This window comes from Yinghuangia seranimata, from assembly GCF_029953285.1.
Classification (GTDB): domain Bacteria; phylum Actinomycetota; class Actinomycetes; order Streptomycetales; family Streptomycetaceae; genus Yinghuangia; species Yinghuangia seranimata.
In genome coordinates this window covers 123,934-140,519 of the sequence record NZ_JASAOI010000037.1, presented here as the reverse complement: position 1 = coordinate 140,519, position 16,586 = coordinate 123,934, and the positions used below count along the sequence as shown (strand labels likewise).

Here is a 16,586-nt window from a genome sequence, read left to right as displayed (position 1 = left end):
GTGTACTTGGGTTATCCGGTTGGAATCCTCTTTCGGTGGAAGGACGCCATGGCAGCCGCCGTCGATCTCATCGCCGCCCCCTGGAACATCGGCCTGCGCCCGCCCGCACCCGGGCGCGAACCCGGCACCTGGCGCGCCCCGAACGCACTCCTCGCCGCCGGCCTCGAAGCCCGCCTCGGACCCGCCGCCCTCGTGGAACTCGACCGCCCGCCCTACGCCGTCGACCCGCAGCCCGCGACCCGCGTCCGCAACGGCGTCACCCTCCGCGAGCACACCCTCAAGCTCGCCGACGCCGTCCACACCACCCTCGCCGCGTCCCGATTCCCTGTCGTCCTCGGCGGCGACTGCAGCATCCTGCTCGGCTGCCTCCTGGGCGCCCGGCGCGGCGGACGCTGCGGACTCGTCCACCTCGACGGCCACAGCGACTTCCGCCACCCCGGAAACTACGACGCCGCCGCCTCGCTCGGCTCCGCCGCCGGCATGGACCTCGCCCTCGCCACCGGCCGCGGCGAACTCCTCCTCACCCACTGGCCGGACGTAGGCCGGCCGCTGGTCGCCGACGACGACGTCGTCCAGATCGGCGACCGCGAGGACGACGACACGCCCCCGGTCACCCGCTTCACCGCCCAGGAGATCCAACGCACCGGCGTCGCCGACATCGCCGAACGGGTCGCCGCCCGCCTCGACGACCGCGCGCTCGACCGCGTCTGGCTCCACATCGACCTCGACGTCCTCGACGAACGCGTCCTGCCCGCCGTCGACTCCCCCGGCCGCCCCGGCCTGGACTTCCCCCAGCTCACCGACCTCGTCGCGGCGCTCATCACCACCGGCCGGATCGTCGGCCTCGACGTCGCCATCTACGACCCGGACCTCGACCCCGACCACGCCTACGCCGCCCCCATCGTCGACTGCCTCGCCTCCGCCCTCACCCCCCTCCTCACGACCACGGAGGCCCGCGCGTGAAAACGCTGCTCGCCGACGGCCCCAGCCCCCTCCACCCGTCCGAAATCGAGCAGTTCGGACGCCTCGCCGGGCACTGGGCCACCGAGATCACCTACCACCCCGCCGACGGCACACCGCCCCGCCGGGTCAGCGGCGAATGGGAGTTCGGCTACGCCCTCGAAGGCCGCGCCGTCATCGACGTCTGGCGCTGGCCCGCACCCGCGGACCTCCCCGCCGGCGGCAGGACGCAGGACCAGGAGTGCGGCCTGTGCGTCCGCATCTGGGACCCGCGCCTGCAGCTGTGGCGCTTCACCTTCCACGGCACCGCCCGCGGCGACGTCGTCCAGATGTACGCCCGCCAGATCGACGACGAGATCGTCATGGAACGCGCCGCCGGCGCCACCCTCGTCCGCTGGACCTTCGGCGCCGTCACCGCCGACACGTTCCACTGGCGCAACGAACGCTCCACGGACGGCGGCCACACCTGGCACCTCGACCAGGAGGTCCACGCCCGCCGACTGCCGTGAGCAGGCGCCACGGGCGGCGGGTCGCGTGGGGAACCGGCTGCGGTTAGGCACACGACCAGCGACGTCGTTGCGACCACGACCGGGAGAGCTGACCGCATCACCGCCGAGCACTCCGGCCAACCGGGGCTCGCCGCGAAACCCGTGCCACGCTCGACGGGCGCCGTCCCCGCTCTGCTCCGTCGCACCACCGCGCAGGCGACGGCCGAACGCGACGGAGTCGGTTCAGCCGAGCCACCTCCCCCGCCGAACGTTCAAGCCGCGCCACTGCTCCGCTGTCGCTACGCCACGAGCGTCTCCGGCAGCCTGAACAGCGCCGGCACCCCTCCCGCGCACTCTCGCCCGGGGCGCCTCCGGCGTTGGCGTCCGACGCCGCAACCGGCGCAGCGCAGCCTGATCTTCGGGAGCTCCGGTGCCTACGCCGTCCTGCGCGGTTCAGTCCGCCACGCCCGGCAGCGCGACGTCGGCGGAGACGTCCTCCCCACCGGGCTGCGCCGCGGCCTGCGGGGCTTTGGTCGGCTGGAGCAGGTTCGTCGACGCGATGTCGCTCGCCGTGGCGGGCAGGCCGCCGAGGTCGGGGTTGACGACGGCGACGGCCTGGGCGGACCCGGCGGCCGCGGTGAGCGCCGCGGCGGTGGCGACCGTCCCGAGCAGGACGCGGGCCGTCGTCCGCGCGACCGTGCGCGCGCCAATAGAGGAGGTGCTGCGTGCGATCTCGTTCATGCCCGGGTGAACGATCCCGCCCCGCCCGCGTAATGGCCCCGCCCCCCACACGTGCCCCCGCGCCCCGTCGACCGGCCGGGTCGACCGCGCAGACGCGCCGCGACCGCACGCGGTGTCCCGGCACCCGCCTCGCGTTCCGGCCGACGGCTTCGACGCCGGCCTCCGCGCCGTCTACGGCGCCCCGCTGTTTCGAACACCCCTGCCACACCCACGAATTCACCAGGAGAGAGCGTCTCGTGCCTCATGCCGTCCTGCCCATGCGTTCCCCCGCGGCCCGCGATGCCGCCCGTCGGCTTCCGGGCGCGGCGGCGGCCGTCCTCGCCCTGGCGCTGCTCGCGGCGTGCGGGAACGGAGACGCCGCAGGCCGTGACCCGGCCACCCGCAGCGCGGTCGCGACCGGCGTAGCGGTGACGCCGTCGCCCGAGGGCGCGGCACCCGGCCCGAGCGGCCCGCCCGCGGCGTCCTCTGTGTCGGCCAACCCCGCGACCGCAGGCGGCGCCCGCAGTTCCACCTCCAAGCCCCCCGCGTCCACGGCCGCGAAGTCCCCGGCGGCGTCCACGGCGTCGCAGACGGCACAGGCCCCGGTCCCCGCCCCCGTCCCCGACGTGCTGGGCGCCGCGTACGCCGACGCCGCGGCCCGGTTGACCGCCGCCGGGTTCACCGTCGTGCGCGTGGACGCCGTGTCCGCGAAACCCCAGGGCACGGTCACGGCGACCAGCCCCGCCTCGGGCACCCAGGCGGCGAAGGGCACCCGGGTGACCGTGACCGTGGCGAAACCGGACACAGCCGTCGTGCCGGACATCATGAACAAGAGCTACCGCGACGCCACCGCGACGGTGCGGGCCGCCGGACTCGTGATGGACCAGGACTCGGTGGACCACGCGGCGAACCCGGTCTGGAACCGGTGCTACGTGGTCGCCTTCACCCCGCCCGCCGGCACGGTGGTCGCGAAAGGCAGCCTCGTCGACATCACCCGCGTGTACGGCTGCGGCTGAGGCACGACGTCGGCGGCGGGTCGACAGGGCGGCCCGACCGGGCACCCCCGTCAGCCCGCCGCCGCGCCCGGCCCCGGACACCACACCACACCGGCGGCCGTCCCGTTCACGCGGCCGCACGCCGCACGCCGCCTACTGCCGCTGGAGCGTGCGCCCGACCCCCGTCACGACCGTCGTGACGAGCACCCAGCCCGCGATGGTCAACGTCATCGCGACCGCCTTGTCCGTGCCCGTCGTGCCGCGTCGCCCGTCCGCAGGTCCAGTACCCGTCCCTCGCGGTAGGCGTGCCACAGCGACTGCTCCGCCGCGGACCACCCCGCCGGCGGACGGTCGTCCGCCTGACCCGTCGTCATGCGCACCATCATCGCGGGCGCGGCCGACGCGCCCGCGCGCCCTCCCGCCCGAAGCCCGTTGGCGCGGCCGTGAGTTCACGGTCCGGGGCCCGGCCGTCCGCATCCGACGGGAGACTTCGGGCCGCGGCCGGGCCGAGGCGGATCCGCCGGGGAGGGCGGCCCTGCCGAGCATGCGGTACGCGTCACGCGCCGGCGACGGCCACGCGGGTCGGGGCGCATACCGGTGGCTGCGTGCCGCGGCTGTTGATGTTCCCGCGGGCTGTGGCCTCGCAGACGCGTCTTGCAGCACGCCGGCTATCTGTTCTATAAGTTATAGAGCAGATAGCGGATCGGTGGAGTCGATGTGATCCTGAACCTTGATCTGAGCAGTGAGGTCCCGATCTATCAGCAGATCCGGGACCAGGTTGTGGCGGCCATCGCCGCCGGGGAGCTCGTCGCGGGCAGCCCGCTGCCGTCGACCCGTCAGCTTGCGGGCGACCTCGGCATCAACTTCCACACCGTCGGCAAGGCGTACGACCAGCTGCGGCACGAAGGGCTGCTGCTGATCAACCGCAAGAGCGGGGCGGTCGTGCGGCGCGATCCCCGATCGGGCCCGGCGGAGCCGGGGTTCGCCGAGGAGTGGGCGGGTCGGATGCGCACGCTGCTGGCCGAGGCGGTGGCCCAGGGCCTGGACGCAGCCGCGGTGCTCGCGGCGTGCGGAGCGGCGCTGGACGACTTCGGGACCGGAGCGGCGCACATACCCAGCGAGGGGGAACTGCAGTGAACATGGCGGTGGTTGTGTCCGGGGCGCTCGTCCCGGCGGTCCTTCTGGTGTTGGCGTGGCTCATGCCGTCGCTGACGCCGCCGGACCTCCCGTTCGGCGTACGGATTCCGGCGGCCCGCCGGAACGAGCCGGCCATCGTCGGTCAGCTGCGGCCCTACCGGCGTTGGCTGGTCGGCTGGGGCGCGGTCGTGCCGGTGGCGGGCTGCGTGCTCGCCGGCTTCTTCCCCGACGGGGCGGGTGCCGAAGTGGTGGGGACCGTCCCGGCGTTCGTCGTCCTCGCCGTGTACGTGACCGGCTACACCCGGGCCCGCCGGGCGGTGCTGGCCGCCAAGCAGGCCGGCGGCTGGTACGAGGGCCTGCGCCAAGGCGTGGCCGCCGACACCTCGTTGCGGACGAGCCGGCAGCCGTTCCCGTGGCTGTGGGCGCTCCCGTCCGTCCTGCTGACCGCGGCGACGGCGGCGATCGGCGCGGCCCGCTACGACGACATGCCGCAGCGCCTGCCGATGTACTTCGGCTTCGACGGGACGGCCGTCGGGTTCGCGGACAAGTCGGTCGGCGTAGCCTTCGTGCCCGTCTTCGGCCAGGTGGCGCTGACGGCCCTCATCACGGCGACGGTCTGGGCCGTCCTGCGCGGGCGGGCCGACCTCGACCCGGCCCGGCCGGTGGCGAGCGCGGCGGGGCACCGCCGGTACGTCGCCCGGATGGGTGCGGCGCTGCTGGTGCTGGCGGCCGCCCTCGACCTGTCGATGCTGCTGGCCGCGCTCAGGATCTGGGACGGCGCCGGCGAGATCCCCCCTGTGCTGCCGCTCGCGCCCGTGGCGTTCGGGCTCGCGGTCCTCGTCGTCGCGGCCGCACGCACCGCCCAGGACAGCGGCCCGGCCGCCGCGGACGGCCCCGACGAGAGCACCGTCGAGCCGGACAGCGGGCTCGTCCACGCCGACGACGACCGCCACTGGAGGGCCGGAATCGTGTACGTGAACCGGCAGGACCCCGCGCTGCTCGTCCGCAAACGGTTCGGGATCGGCTGGACCGTCAACGCTGGCAACCCGCGCGCGGTGCTGCTGCTCCTGACGTCCGTCGCCCTCGTCGTCGCCCTCACCGTCGCGTGGCGGGCGCCCGAGCACACCACCATCGCGGCCACCGACCGCGACGTCACCTTCACCGTGGACGGCACGCTCACCTACGGCACCGTCCACGTCCCCGCCCACCGGGCCGGACAGCGCCTGGCGGCGGCCCTCCTGCTGCCGGGCAGCGGAACGACCGACCGCGACGGCAACCAGCCGCCCGCAATGGTCGTCGACACCCTCGCCCTCACCGCGAACGCCCTGGACGCGGACGGGGTCATGTCCCTGCGGTTCGACAAGTACGACTCCGGGCGGACCGGCCCCGGCGCCTACCGGGACGATCCGGGCCGCATCGACATGGCCGCCTTCACCCGGCAGGCGGAAGCCGCGTACGCCGTCATGCGCGACCAGCCGGAGTCCGACCCGCGGGCGCTGCTGATCATCGGCCACAGCGAAGGCGCCCTGCACGCGCTCCTGGCCGCGCACGACGTCAGCCCGGCCCCGGCCGGCCTGGCCCTGCTGGCACCGCAGGACCAGCGGCTCCTCGACCTGATATCCCGGCAACTCGGCGACCAGCTCGACCAACTGGCCGCCGCCGGCCGCGTCGACGCCGCCACGGCCGCGTCCAACAAGGCCGGGATCACCCGCGCCGTCGCGGACTTCCGCGCCGAACGCGCCGCCGACACCAGCGGCCTGCTGCCCCCGTTCGCGGACCTGCTCAACGGGCTCTTCTCGCCCTACAACAGCCGCTTCGTCCGGACCGACGACGCCACCGACCCGCTCCAGGCCGCCCGCGGGATCCCGCCCGGCACCCGCGTCGAGGTCACCTGCGGCACCGCCGACTCCAACGTGCCCTGCGACACCCTGCCGCCGTTCACCGCCGCGCTCCGCGAGACCGGCACCGCGTCGCTCGTCGAACGGCGCCTCGACGGCGTCGACCACCTGCTCCGCCCGGCCGCCGCACCGCCCCAGACCAAGGTGCTCGACCCGTCGGTCCTCGACGCGCTCCACCAGTTCGACCAGCCCTGGCGCCGCCGCGCCTGACAGCGGCGCGGGACGGCCGGCGGCCGCGGGGCGGCGCGGACCACACGTCGTCACCCGCGCGTACGGCCGCGACCCAGCCGCGACCCAGCCGCGACCCAGCGCACGACGCCAACGGCAGGTCGACGGGCGGGCCGACCGGGCACCCCGGTCAGCCCGCCGCCGCGCCCGCCCCCGCCCGGTCCCGCGACTCCTGGATCTCCCCCAGGTGCTCCTCCGCCCACCGGCACACCTCGGTCAGCAGCGGGGACAGCGACGCGCCCAGCGGGGTGAGCGAGTACTCGACGTGCGGCGGCACCACGGGGAACGACACGCGGCGCACGATGCCGTCGGCCTCCAGGCTGCGCAGCGTCTGGGTGAGCATCTTCTGGCTGATGCCGCCGATGGCGCGCTTGAGCTCGGCGTGCCGCAGGGCGCGGCCGCGCAGCGCGTAGAGGACGAGCGCGCTCCACTTGTCGGCGACCAGGTCGAGCACGGCCCGCGAACCGCACTCCGGGTCGAAGACGTTCGGCTCCATATGTCCCCCTTTGTCACAGGCACTGAATAGTGCGTACTCCCGCTGAGGACGGTACACGCCTTACGGTCACCGCATCACTCCTCACCGAGAAACCCGGGGGAACCCCGCATGTCCGCGAACGCCCGCCTGACCGTCCACACCCACACCGCCGGCGAGGCCGGCCTGTTCGTCAACGCCTACCTCGTCGAGACCGCCGACGGCGTCGTCGTCATCGACACCAGCCTCCTCAACACCGACATCGCCGAACTCGCCGCCCGCGTCGCCGCCGTCGGCAAGCCGCTCCTCGGCGTCTTCGTCACCCACGCCCACCCCGACCACTTCAACGGCGCCCACGCCCTCGTCGCCGCACACGGCGCGCCCGTGTACGCGACGACCGCCGTCGCGAAGACGATCCGGGACATCGCCGACGCCAAGCGCGCCCAGTGGGGCCCGGTGTACGGCGACGAGTGGCCCGCCGAGACCGCGTACCCGACCGTCGAACTCGCCGACGGCGACACCGTCGTCCTCGGCGGCGTCACCTTCACCGCCCGCGAGGTCGGCCCGGCCGAGAGCCACGCCGACAGCTACCTCCTCGCCCAGGCGGGCGACGGCCGGCCGGTCGCGTTCATCGGCGACCTGGCGTTCCACCACGTGCACTCCTACACCGCCGACGGCCACAGCACCCGCTGGCTCGAGGCCCTCGACACGCTCACCCGCGAGCTCGCCGACGCCGCCGTCCTGTACCCGGGGCACGGCGCGCCGGGCGGCGTCGAACTGTTCGCGGCACAGCGCCAGTACCTGCTCTTCTACCGCGAGGCCGTCCGCGGCATCGCCGCCGGAGCCCCGGCGCTCGACGACGCGGGCAAGGAACGACTCGACCGCGCCGTCCGCGCCTACCTGCCCGACGCCCCGCTGACCTGGATGATCGGCCTGGGAGCGGACGCGGTCGCGGCCGAGCTCGCCGCAACCGCCGCAACCGCCGAAACCGAGGAGACCGTGGGGACCGCCGGGGCCACCGCCCCCGCGGCCCCCGTCGGCGGGCCGGACACACCGTGACCGCGCACCCCGCCACCACCGCACCCGCGGACGCCCGCCCGCACGACGCACACCCCCCGCAGAGCACGCACCGCACGCACGTCCCGCACAACGCACACACCGGAAAGAGCACCCTCATGAACATCGCCGTCCTGGGCACCGGAGAGGTCGGCCGCCGCCTCGCCACCAAGCTCGTCGCCGTCGGCCACCACGTCACCCTCGGCTCCCGCACCGCCGACAACGAGGCCGCCACCACCTGGGCCGCAGACCACGGCCCCGACGCCGCGCACGGCACGTTCGCCGACGCGGCCGCCGGCGCCGACCTGGTGGTGAACGCGACGCCGGGTCTGGTCTCGTTCGCCGCCCTGACCGCGGCGGGCGCCGAGAACCTGCGCGGCAAGACCGTCGTCGACGTGTCGAACCCGCTGGACTTCTCCACCGGGTTCCCGCCGCGCGTCGTCCAGCCGGACGGCGCGAGCCTCGCCGAGGAGCTGCAGCGCGGCTTCCCCGAGGCCCGCGTCGTCAAGACCCTCAACACGATGAACAACGCGGTCATGGTCGACCCGGGCCGCATCAAGGGCCACCACACGGTGTTCCTCAGCGGCGACGACGCGTCCGCGAAGGCCGACGTCGCGGCGCTGCTGGAGTCGTTCGGCTGGGCGCCCGCCCAGATCACCGACCTCGGCGACCTGACGACCGCGCGCGGCGTCGAGCAGCTGATGCCGCTGTGGCTGAGCCTCTACGGCGTGCTGGGCCCGGTCGACTTCAACCTCGGCGTCGCCCTCGCCGAGCAGTGACCACACCGGGACCAAAAGGGTGAAGCGGTCATAGGCTGGACAGCGGAGGTGGTGAAAATGTTGTCCGCCACACCGCTTCAACCCGTCATCCCCGTCGCCGACCTCGACCGCGCCAAGCACTTCTACGAGGACGCCCTGGGCGTCAAAGTCCACGACGAGCACCCCGAGGAGGTCGGCTTCGACTCGGGCGGCCAGCGGTTCTCGATGTACGTCACGCCCACCGCGGGCCAGGCCGCCCACACCCTGGCCACCTGGGAGGTCGACGACCTCGACGCCGAGATGGCCGGCCTGCGCAGCCACGGCGTCGCCTTCGAGGACTACGAGATGCCCGGCCTGAAGACCGTCAACGGCGTCGCCGAGGCCGAGGACGGCATGCGCGCGGCCTGGTTCAAGGACAGCGAGGGCAACATCCTCTGCCTCCACGAGAAGCACGACACCTGAACCCCGGCCCCGGCCCCGAGCGGGCTTTACGGGCCGGGCGCCACCCGGGGCACAACCCGCCCCTCCCCCAGAGCCGCGGACCACGGCGACACCCCCGGTCCCCGGGCGCGCACGATGCGCGCCCGGGGACCGGGTTCGGCGCGGTGACCTGCTTGAATGCCCGCGTGAGCCCTGACGTCCTCCTCCTCAGCGTCTTCTGCGACCCCGACGGCCACCACGGCAACCTGCTCGGCGTCGTACGCGACGGCAGCACCGTCCCCGGCAAGGAGGCCCGGCAGGCGCTCGCCCGCGAACTCGGGCTCAGCGAGACGGTGTTCGTCGACGACGCCGACCGCGGCGCCGTCGACATCTACACCCCCGGCACGCGCCTCCCGTTCGCCGGCCACCCCCTCGTCGGCGTCGGCTGGCTCCTCGGCCTCGACACGCTCGAACTCCCCGTCGGGAACATCCCCGTCCGCCACGCCGACGGCGTCACCTGGATCACGGCACGCGCCGCATGGGCCCCGCCGCGCACGCTGCGCCGGTACGACAGCCCGGCCGAGGTCGACGCGCTCGCCGTCCCCGAACCGGGCGAGTGGGTGTACGCCTGGGCCTGGCAGGACGAGCCCGCCGGGCGTATCCGCGCCCGAGGCTTCCCGGGCCGCGGCGACGGCGTCGACGAGGACGAGGCCACCGGCGCCGCCGCGCTGCTCCTCGCCGACCACCTGGGCCGCGCCGTCGAGATCACCCAGGGCAGAGGCTCCCGGATCCTCGCCGCCCCCGGCCCCGACGGCACGATCGACATCGGCGGCCGCGTCCGCATCGCGGCGGACGGCGCACTCTAGCCGCGGGCGTTCAGACCTTCGGGGCCCCGCCGCCACCACACAACCAACCAGCTGGATTTCTGGTCACGAAATGGTTACTCTCTGCGATCAGTCGCACACGAGCGGCTACTGATCCCGTGGAGGCGGAAACGTGAAGATGCGCAAGCAGTGGGCCCTGGGCGCGGCGGTCGTCGCGATGTCGACCGGGGTGCTGTCGGGTACGGCCGGCCCGGCCGTCGCCGCCGACTCCGGCGGGGCCGGGCTGCGGTCCATCGTCGCCCAGCAGTTCACGCTCCGGCTCGCGAGCGACGCCAAGCAGGTCGCGAACATCCGCGGCGCCGGCACCGCGGACGGCGTGCCGCTCATCCAGTACCCGTGGTCCGGCGCGGCCAACGAACGCTGGGAGGCCGACTCCGCGCTCGGCGGCTACTACCGCTTCAAGTCCGTCAGCAGCGGCAAGTGCATCAACGTCGCCGGAGGCGGCAACGCCAACGGCGCCCAGGTCATCCAGTACACCTGCGGCAGCGCCGACAACGAGCTGTGGAAGTTCGTCCCCGTCGGCACCGGCTACCAGGTCGTCGCCAAGTCCAGCGGCAAGTGCCTCAACGTCGCCGGCGGCGTAGGCGTCGGCAACGCCCTCATCCAGTACGACTGCACCAGCGGCGGCGCCCCGAACGACGTCTGGCTGCCCGTCTGGGAGCCCAACAACCTCTGACCCCACGCGTGTTCGGCCCCGGCCCTTCCTGGACCGGGGCCGACACGCGTCCGGCGCCGCTACGCGTAGTACATGGCGCACATGCGGTCGTCCAGGATCGCGAGGGACAGGGCGGCGAGGACGTCGAGCGGGCTGTCGGCCTTGGGCATCGTGTGGTTGAACAGCCAGGAGTCCGGACTCGTGGAACGGGCCAGGTGCGCGTAGCCGTCCATGCCGACGCTGCTCATCCACATCTCGTCCCAGTCCCCGAACAGTCCGGGCGCGACACCGGTGCGCCAGCTGCTGTTCAGGCTGCGCGGTTGACTCCACTGCGTGCCGTCGAACCGCGCGTGGTAGATCTGCCCGTCCGTGCCGGTGTGGACGCAGTGCGGCTCGGACCCGTGGGGCGTGAGGCCCACCGGCTGACGCAAAACCCCGGACGGCCCGGCCGCTCCCGCTCCCGCCCCATCCGCGATCTTTAAGAGAGATTCACCAATCCGGTCGAAAATCTTTCGCTTGTTCTGTCCTATCGAGGCCAGGCACGCTTCAGACGAGCGAAGCCCGCGACACGAACCGCCCACTGTCGGCGGCCTCAGGAAGGCAGAAACCATGAACGGACACAAGGACCTTCTTCTCGGCGGGGACCTTCCCGTCGGACGGCTGGGGTACGGCGCCATGCGGCTGACCGGCCCCGACGCCTGGGGAGAGCCGGCGGACCGCGCCGCGGCCGTAGCCGTTGTACGCAAGGCCGTGGAACAGGGCGTGACCTTCATCGACACGGCCGACGCCTACGGCCCCGGCATCAGCGAGGAGATCATCGCCGAGGCCCTGCACCCCTACCCGGCGGGAGTGGTCATAGCCACCAAGGCCGGGCAGAGCCGGCCGAGCCGGCGCGAGTGGAAGCCGCTGGGACGCCCCGAGTACCTGCGCCAGCAGGCCGAACTGAGCCTGCGCCGCATGAAAGTCGAGCGCATCGACCTCTTCCAGCTGCACCGCGTCGATCCGCAGGTGCCCCTGGCAGACCAGGTCGGGGCCCTCAAGCACCTGCAGGAGCAGGGAAAGGTCCGGCACATCGGGCTGTCCGAGGTCACCGTGGCCCAGATCCGGGAGGCCCGGACGGTGGCAGAGGTCGTCAGCGTCCAGAACCGCTACAACCTCACCACCCGGCACCACGAGGAAGTGCTGGAGTACTGCACGCGGGAAGGCCTCGCCTTCATCCCCTGGGAGCCCATCGCCGAGGGCTCACACGCCCACGCCGCCGGGCCCCTGGCCGCCGTCTCCCGCGACCTGCGGGCCAGCCCCGCCCAGGTCTCGCTGGCCTGGCTGCTCCATCACTCACCCGCCCTGCTGCCCATCCCCGGCACCTCAAGCGTCACCCACCTCGAAGAGAACCTGGCCGCCGCCGACATCGAGCTGACCCCCGCGCACATGGACCTTCTCCAGACGTCCGCGTGACCCCCGATCATGCTTGACCTGGACCAGCTGCGGGCCCTGCAAGCCGTGGCACGCGAGGGATCGCTCAGCCGCGCGGCCGAGACACTGCACCTCACCCCGTCAGCGGTGTCCCAGCGCCTCACCAAACTGGAAAAGGACATCGGGCAGCCCCTCCTGCAGCCGCACGGCCGAACCGTCCAACTCACACCCGCGGGACAACTGCTCGTCCTGCGCGCCGCCGAGATCCTCTCGCTGGTCCACCGCACCCACGCCGAGCTGGAAAACCATCAAGGCCTCGTCACCGGCGAACTGTCCATCGCGGCCTTCCCCACCGCCATCCGCGGCCTGCTGCCCCCCGCCCTCCGGTCCCTTGCCCGCGCCCACCCCGAACTGCAGCTTCACATCCACGAACAGGAACCCGAACAGTCCCTACCGCTCCTCACCCGATCCGTCGTCGACGTCGCCGTCGTCCAGGACTGGGGAAGCCGACCTCTGCCGCTCCCCGCGGACATCCAGACCCGAGACCTGCTCCACGACACAGCCGACCTCGCCCTGCCCGCCCACCACCCGCTCGCCCACCACGCAAGCCTCCGGATCACCGACGTCGCCGACGAGCCCTGGATCGCCTGGACCCCCGGAACCCTGTGCCACGACTGGCTCCTGGACACCCTGCGAGCCCACCACCACAAGCCCCGCATAGCCCACACCGCCGCCGAATACCCGACCCAGCTCGCCCTCGTCCGAGCCGGCCTCGGCATCGCACTCACCCCACGCCTAGGACGCGACCACGTCCCCGACGACGTGGCCGTCGTCCCCGTCCGACCGGCCCCGATCCGCCACATCTACGCCGCCTACCGACACGACGACGAACAACGCCCCACGATCCAAGCCGCCCTGACAGCACTGCACGACGCAGCGGCCCAAGCCCGCACCCGGCACCGCTGGGAGCCATCGAACTGACTCCGGCCCGGATACGCGTCCACCCGAGTACTCGATCGACAGGCCACCGAACGCACAAACCCAGCCGGAGCCCGGCGCCAGCCCCGCGACAGCCGGCCGTCAGCATGCCCCACCGCCGCGCCTGGACCCGTCGGGCTATCCGCACACGACGTATCGCGGGCGTATCGAAAATCGCATACGCCGCCGCAACAGTCTTCCGTCTTCAGTGGAGGCATGGACCGCGGCAGACCTGCAACGGTCGGTTTGTCGATCGGGAAGGGATCGTGATCATGGGCTCGGATTCCGTGCGTGCTATCGACCGGCGGCGGCTGCTCAGGTGGGGCGGGTTGACGGCCGCCGGCGTGGCGGCGGGCGGCGCGGTGGCGGCCGCCGCGCCGCTGGGGGGCGCCCGACCCGGCCATGCCGTAGCTGCGGGACAGCAGCCTCCGGCCCCGACCGACCCCGGCATCCCACCGGACGCCCGGCCCGACGGAGCCTACGACCGGTACGTGGCGAAGCTGGCCGCCGAGGGCAAGTTCTCCGGCGTGGTCCTGTTGTCGCACCAGGGCCGGACGGTGCTGTCCCGCAGCTACGGCATGGCCGACAAGGAGAACGGGGTCCGCAATCACGAGGGCGTCGCCTTCAGCCTCAGTTCGGCGGGCAAGCCGTTCGGCGCGGTGGCCGTCCTGCAGTTGGCGCAGCAGGGCAAGCTGAAGCTGTCGGACACGGTGGGCACCCACCTGAAGGGCTTCGCCAAGGACATCGCCGAGCAGGTGACCATCCACCACCTGCTTGCCGGCGCCTCCGGGATGGACAGCCCGGCTGAGGACGTGCAACGGGTCTTCCAGAGCCGGGACGAGGTGCACAAGTACTACGAGCAGCGGGCCCGGCAGGCGAAACTGGTGGGCGTCCCGGGCACCCCCGACACCGGTCACGCGGAGGCGGAGGTCACCATGTCCGCGCTGATCGTGGAGGCCGTGGCCGGCACGACGTACTGGGACTACGTCGAGGAACACATCTTCAAGCGCTGCGGCATGACCGGCTCGGCTTTCTTCACCAGGCCGCAGTGGCTCACCGACACGCACATCGCGCACCCGTACATGACGCTGGCCGAAGGCAGCCAGGTGGACGCCGTCCGCAATCTGGACAAGAGCAGCCCGTCCCCGAACGTACTCGGCAAAAATCCGGGCCGCGCCTTCATCGACGCCCCCGGGGACGGCGGCTTCGCCACGGCCCCGGACCTGGTCCGGTTCGCACGCGGGCTGGGTGACGGCACGCTCCTGGACCGGCCCTGGGCCGACGTGCTCACTGGGGCCAAGATCCCCCACGGACCGGCGTCGTTCGGCGCGTACGGGATGACGGTCTCCATCGTCAACGGCCAGTGGAAGTACCAGCGGGCCGGAGGCAATCCCGGTGTCGCCGCCAACTGGACCATCTATCCGTACACCGGCTGGGTCGGCGTCATCCTCGGCAACATCGACGGCGTGCCGCTGCAGGACATGGGCGAGCGGGAGACACAGGCCGTCACCGGGGCTACGCCCGGCGGCGGGTCAGGTGGCGGGTCAGGTGGCTGAGGTGATCCGGCGGCTGACCACCCAGCGCGCACTCCAGCCACACTGTCTTGCCCGGCACACCCGGACGGACCAGCACACCCCACGCGTCCGCCAGCAGCACGACGAGGTTCAGCCCCCGCCCGGAGACGTCCGCCTCCCCCGCGCTGCGCACCTCCGGGAGGCCGTCCCCGCCGTCCGCGACCTCCAACCGGAGTCGGCAGCCGCCGAGTTCACAGCGCACGGTGATCGCGCCGGCGAACGTCCAGGCGTGCAGATACGCGTTGGTGACCAGCTCGCTGACGAGCAGCACCGCCGTCTCCCGGACGGTCGGCGGGATCCCCCACGCCGCCGCCTGCTCCCGCACACGCACCCGAGCCACGGACGCGCTGCGCGCCTCGCACGGAAACCGCCACTCCACCACCGAGCACCACCCAAAAGGCCCTTGATACCGAACAGATTCAGCCGTTCCGGGGATCTACGGTGGCGCGCCGCGCCTAGCCTGAGGAGTCACAGAGCGGGTACGGCATGTGACGTTCCGCGGGTGTTCCGGAGGGGGAGACATGGACGGCAACGGCCAGCCGCCGATGGCATGGCGCTACTGCGGCAACCAGATCAAGCTGTGGCGGACCCGGGCGGGCGTCACACGCGAACAGCTGGGCAACGAGGCGGGATACGGCTGCGAGACGATCCGCGCGATGGAGTCCGGGCGTCGGCGTCCGACGGTTGGGGTGCTGCGGGTTGCAGATGTGCTGTGCCGGGCCGACGGCATGCTGGTCGCTGCGGAGGAGTACCTGCTGCCGGAGAAGTACCCGGTGCGCACTCACGAGTTCATGGACGCCGAGGCCAGCGCCATCTGCGTCAACTGGTTCGAGCCGCTGTTGATCCCCGGGCTCCTGCAAACGGCCGACTACGCGCGGGCACTGATCAGCGACTCGTGCCCGCCCCTCGACGACGAGACCATCGAGGGCCGCGTGGCGGCACGGCTCCAGCGACAGGCCAAGCTGAATGAGAAGCCCATGCGGCTCTTCAGCTTCATCCTGTACGAGGCCGCGCTGCGAACCGGGGTGGGGGGCACGGAGGTCATGCGCGCGCAGCTTCACCACCTGCTGGAGGTAGGCCTTCAGCGCAACGTCTCAATCCAGGTGCTCCCGGCAGACGGTCGGGCCGCTTTGGCGCTTATCGGGCCACTGGTGCTCCTGGAGTCGCCGACGCACGAGTATTTCGCTTACGTGGAAGCTCCGGAAACGAGTGTCCTCTACTCCGATGCCGAGAAACTGAGTGCCCTGACCCAACGCCATGGCATGATCCGCATGCATGCGCTTAGCGTTGAGGAATCGTCGCGGTTCATCGGGGATTTGGCGGAGGAACTATGACTGCACTGACCTGGTTCAAGTCCTCCTTCAGCGATGACCAGGGCGGTGCCTGCCTCGAAGTCGCCCTCTCGCCCGAAACGATCCACGTCCGCGACTCAAAGCTCGCCGACAGCCCGCAACTCGCCCTCACCGCCGGCGCCTGGTCCGCTCTCCTCGACGCGCAGCGGCCGATAGCCCCGTGACGCTCTTCTTCCGCTCCCGGACCTTCGAACTCGCGCCGAAGCCCTGGGCCACCATGTCCTGGGTCGAGATCCCCGCCGGGCTCACGTTCGTCCTCTACGAACCCACCACGGTCACCGCGTTCGGCAGCCCGGTCTCCGCCGAGTCCGCCGCGCAGGCCACGCGTTGGGCCAACGCCTACGAGGCCTTCGACGCCGAACTGCGCGACGCCCAGTCCGAAGTCCGCTACGCGCACGGCATCCGCACGAAGCCCGGTTTCATGGCCGACAACCGCACCGTGCGGCTGCGCCGCTACGACCTCGTCCCCGGCCGCCGGACCCGCTCCGTCGAGGCCTGGGAGCACTGCGCGGCCCGGATGCGCGCCGCGGACGCCGCGTACCAGCCCGTCCGGGACGAGATCGAGGCCCGGCGCGCTGCCGGTTCCCCGTCCTGACGC

General features: G+C 72.7%; 20 protein-coding genes. 16 read left to right on the top strand and 4 right to left on the bottom strand.

What is annotated here, in order from left to right; all coding sequences use genetic code 11:
• Positions 1-48 precede the first annotated feature (48 nt).
• Both QI554_RS23490 and QI554_RS23485 read left to right on the top strand, forming a co-directional pair.
• Entirely contained in the window at positions 49-963 is a 915-nt protein-coding gene (locus tag QI554_RS23490) for an arginase family protein (RefSeq protein WP_281472184.1), read from the top strand.
• Positions 960-1,469, top strand: coding sequence for a hypothetical protein (locus QI554_RS23485; RefSeq protein ID WP_281472183.1), 510 nt, complete (start codon positions 960-962; stop codon positions 1,467-1,469). Before QI554_RS23490 ends, QI554_RS23485 begins: the two co-directional genes overlap by 4 nt.
• Positions 1,470-1,901: 432 nt before the next feature.
• On the opposite strand, the gene QI554_RS23480 is transcribed toward QI554_RS23485, so the two are convergent.
• Positions 1,902-2,189 carry a hypothetical protein gene (locus QI554_RS23480; RefSeq protein WP_281472182.1) on the bottom strand — a complete coding sequence of 96 codons (288 nt, stop codon included), beginning with the start codon at positions 2,187-2,189 and terminating at the stop codon, positions 1,902-1,904.
• Positions 2,190-2,446: 257 nt separating this feature from the next.
• Between QI554_RS23480 and QI554_RS23475 the strand changes: the two genes are divergently transcribed.
• The 3 genes from QI554_RS23475 to QI554_RS23465 all read left to right on the top strand — a co-directional run bounded on the left by QI554_RS23475 (position 2,447) and on the right by QI554_RS23465 (position 6,408).
• Positions 2,447-3,184 carry a PASTA domain-containing protein gene (locus tag QI554_RS23475; protein WP_281472181.1) on the top strand — a complete coding sequence of 246 codons (738 nt, stop codon included), beginning with the start codon at positions 2,447-2,449 and terminating at the stop codon, positions 3,182-3,184.
• Positions 3,185-3,880: 696 nt separating this feature from the next.
• Positions 3,881-4,300, top strand: a complete 420-nt coding sequence (locus tag QI554_RS23470; protein ID WP_281472180.1) for a GntR family transcriptional regulator — start codon at positions 3,881-3,883, stop codon at positions 4,298-4,300.
• Between the two features lie 2 nt (positions 4,301-4,302).
• Positions 4,303-6,408 carry a DUF5808 domain-containing protein gene (locus QI554_RS23465; RefSeq protein WP_281472179.1) on the top strand — a complete coding sequence of 702 codons (2,106 nt, stop codon included), beginning with the start codon at positions 4,303-4,305 and terminating at the stop codon, positions 6,406-6,408.
• A 148-nt stretch (positions 6,409-6,556) separates the two neighbouring features.
• Here QI554_RS23465 and QI554_RS23460 read toward each other — a convergent pair whose 3' ends face one another.
• Positions 6,557-6,922 (bottom strand): winged helix-turn-helix transcriptional regulator, encoded by a 366-nt coding sequence (locus tag QI554_RS23460; protein ID WP_281472178.1) that lies wholly within the window; start codon positions 6,920-6,922, stop codon positions 6,557-6,559.
• Positions 6,923-7,030: 108 nt separating this feature from the next.
• Here QI554_RS23460 and QI554_RS23455 point away from each other — a divergent pair, with 108 nt between their 5' ends.
• The 5 genes from QI554_RS23455 to QI554_RS23435 all read left to right on the top strand — a co-directional run bounded on the left by QI554_RS23455 (position 7,031) and on the right by QI554_RS23435 (position 10,692).
• The gene (locus tag QI554_RS23455; RefSeq protein WP_281472177.1) at positions 7,031-7,957 is read left to right on the top strand and encodes an MBL fold metallo-hydrolase; all 927 of its coding nucleotides are present in this window, start codon (positions 7,031-7,033) and stop codon (positions 7,955-7,957) included.
• Positions 7,958-8,073: 116 nt separating this feature from the next.
• On the top strand, positions 8,074-8,733 hold the full coding sequence (locus QI554_RS23450; RefSeq protein WP_281472259.1) for an NADPH-dependent F420 reductase: 660 nt from the start codon (positions 8,074-8,076) through the stop codon (positions 8,731-8,733).
• A 57-nt stretch (positions 8,734-8,790) separates the two neighbouring features.
• Positions 8,791-9,174 (top strand): VOC family protein, encoded by a 384-nt coding sequence (locus QI554_RS23445; protein ID WP_281472176.1) that lies wholly within the window; start codon positions 8,791-8,793, stop codon positions 9,172-9,174.
• Positions 9,175-9,338: 164 nt separating this feature from the next.
• Positions 9,339-9,998: a PhzF family phenazine biosynthesis protein gene (locus tag QI554_RS23440; protein WP_281472175.1), complete on the top strand. Its 660-nt coding sequence runs from the start codon at positions 9,339-9,341 to the stop codon at positions 9,996-9,998.
• Between the two features lie 136 nt (positions 9,999-10,134).
• Positions 10,135-10,692 (top strand): RICIN domain-containing protein, encoded by a 558-nt coding sequence (locus QI554_RS23435; protein WP_281472258.1) that lies wholly within the window; start codon positions 10,135-10,137, stop codon positions 10,690-10,692.
• A 59-nt stretch (positions 10,693-10,751) separates the two neighbouring features.
• On the opposite strand, the gene QI554_RS23430 is transcribed toward QI554_RS23435, so the two are convergent.
• Positions 10,752-11,090 carry a hypothetical protein gene (locus QI554_RS23430; RefSeq protein ID WP_281472174.1) on the bottom strand — a complete coding sequence of 113 codons (339 nt, stop codon included), beginning with the start codon at positions 11,088-11,090 and terminating at the stop codon, positions 10,752-10,754.
• Positions 11,091-11,280: 190 nt separating this feature from the next.
• Here QI554_RS23430 and QI554_RS23425 point away from each other — a divergent pair, with 190 nt between their 5' ends.
• The 3 genes from QI554_RS23425 to QI554_RS23415 all read left to right on the top strand — a co-directional run bounded on the left by QI554_RS23425 (position 11,281) and on the right by QI554_RS23415 (position 14,618).
• The gene (locus QI554_RS23425; RefSeq protein WP_281472173.1) at positions 11,281-12,126 is read left to right on the top strand and encodes an aldo/keto reductase; all 846 of its coding nucleotides are present in this window, start codon (positions 11,281-11,283) and stop codon (positions 12,124-12,126) included.
• 9 nt (positions 12,127-12,135) lie between these two features.
• Positions 12,136-13,065: a LysR family transcriptional regulator gene (locus QI554_RS23420; protein ID WP_281472172.1), complete on the top strand. Its 930-nt coding sequence runs from the start codon at positions 12,136-12,138 to the stop codon at positions 13,063-13,065.
• Positions 13,066-13,334: 269 nt separating this feature from the next.
• The gene (locus tag QI554_RS23415; RefSeq protein WP_281472171.1) at positions 13,335-14,618 is read left to right on the top strand and encodes a serine hydrolase domain-containing protein; all 1,284 of its coding nucleotides are present in this window, start codon (positions 13,335-13,337) and stop codon (positions 14,616-14,618) included.
• Here QI554_RS23415 and QI554_RS23410 read toward each other — a convergent pair.
• Complete coding sequence (locus tag QI554_RS23410; protein ID WP_343230810.1) at positions 14,578-15,015, bottom strand: ATP-binding protein; 438 nt, start codon at positions 15,013-15,015, stop codon at positions 14,578-14,580. The two genes, QI554_RS23415 and QI554_RS23410, sit on opposite strands and share 41 nt — an antisense overlap.
• Positions 15,016-15,157: 142 nt before the next feature.
• Here QI554_RS23410 and QI554_RS23405 point away from each other — a divergent pair, with 142 nt between their 5' ends.
• From QI554_RS23405 to QI554_RS23395, 3 genes are read left to right on the top strand one after another with little or no spacing between them, the layout of a single operon-like run.
• Complete coding sequence (locus tag QI554_RS23405) at positions 15,158-15,970, top strand: helix-turn-helix domain-containing protein (protein WP_281472169.1); 813 nt, start codon at positions 15,158-15,160, stop codon at positions 15,968-15,970.
• Positions 15,967-16,152 (top strand): DUF397 domain-containing protein, encoded by a 186-nt coding sequence (locus tag QI554_RS23400; protein ID WP_281472168.1) that lies wholly within the window; start codon positions 15,967-15,969, stop codon positions 16,150-16,152. The genes QI554_RS23405 and QI554_RS23400 overlap by 4 nt, the downstream gene beginning before the upstream one ends.
• Entirely contained in the window at positions 16,149-16,583 is a 435-nt protein-coding gene (locus tag QI554_RS23395) for a hypothetical protein (protein ID WP_281472167.1), read from the top strand. The genes QI554_RS23400 and QI554_RS23395 overlap by 4 nt, the downstream gene beginning before the upstream one ends.
• Positions 16,584-16,586: the final 3 nt, after the last annotated feature.

Bases quoted from the DNA above. Each gene is read 5' to 3' on its own strand.
- QI554_RS23490 (WP_281472184.1), top strand. From the start codon at position 49: ATGGCAGCCGCCGTCGATCTCATCGCCGCCCCCTGGAACATCGGCCTG.
- QI554_RS23480 (WP_281472182.1), bottom strand. From the start codon at position 2,189: ATGAACGAGATCGCACGCAGCACCTCCTCTATTGGCGCGCGCACGGTC.
- QI554_RS23475 (WP_281472181.1), top strand. From the start codon at position 2,447: ATGCGTTCCCCCGCGGCCCGCGATGCCGCCCGTCGGCTTCCGGGCGCG.
- QI554_RS23465 (WP_281472179.1), top strand. From the start codon at position 4,303: ATGGCGGTGGTTGTGTCCGGGGCGCTCGTCCCGGCGGTCCTTCTGGTG.
- QI554_RS23460 (WP_281472178.1), bottom strand. From the start codon at position 6,922: ATGGAGCCGAACGTCTTCGACCCGGAGTGCGGTTCGCGGGCCGTGCTC.
- QI554_RS23455 (WP_281472177.1), top strand. From the start codon at position 7,031: ATGTCCGCGAACGCCCGCCTGACCGTCCACACCCACACCGCCGGCGAG.
- QI554_RS23450 (WP_281472259.1), top strand. From the start codon at position 8,074: ATGAACATCGCCGTCCTGGGCACCGGAGAGGTCGGCCGCCGCCTCGCC.
- QI554_RS23445 (WP_281472176.1), top strand. From the start codon at position 8,791: ATGTTGTCCGCCACACCGCTTCAACCCGTCATCCCCGTCGCCGACCTC.
- QI554_RS23435 (WP_281472258.1), top strand. From the start codon at position 10,135: ATGCGCAAGCAGTGGGCCCTGGGCGCGGCGGTCGTCGCGATGTCGACC.
- QI554_RS23425 (WP_281472173.1), top strand. From the start codon at position 11,281: ATGAACGGACACAAGGACCTTCTTCTCGGCGGGGACCTTCCCGTCGGA.
- QI554_RS23420 (WP_281472172.1), top strand. From the start codon at position 12,136: ATGCTTGACCTGGACCAGCTGCGGGCCCTGCAAGCCGTGGCACGCGAG.
- QI554_RS23415 (WP_281472171.1), top strand. From the start codon at position 13,335: ATGGGCTCGGATTCCGTGCGTGCTATCGACCGGCGGCGGCTGCTCAGG.
- QI554_RS23405 (WP_281472169.1), top strand. From the start codon at position 15,158: ATGGACGGCAACGGCCAGCCGCCGATGGCATGGCGCTACTGCGGCAAC.
- QI554_RS23400 (WP_281472168.1), top strand. From the start codon at position 15,967: ATGACTGCACTGACCTGGTTCAAGTCCTCCTTCAGCGATGACCAGGGC.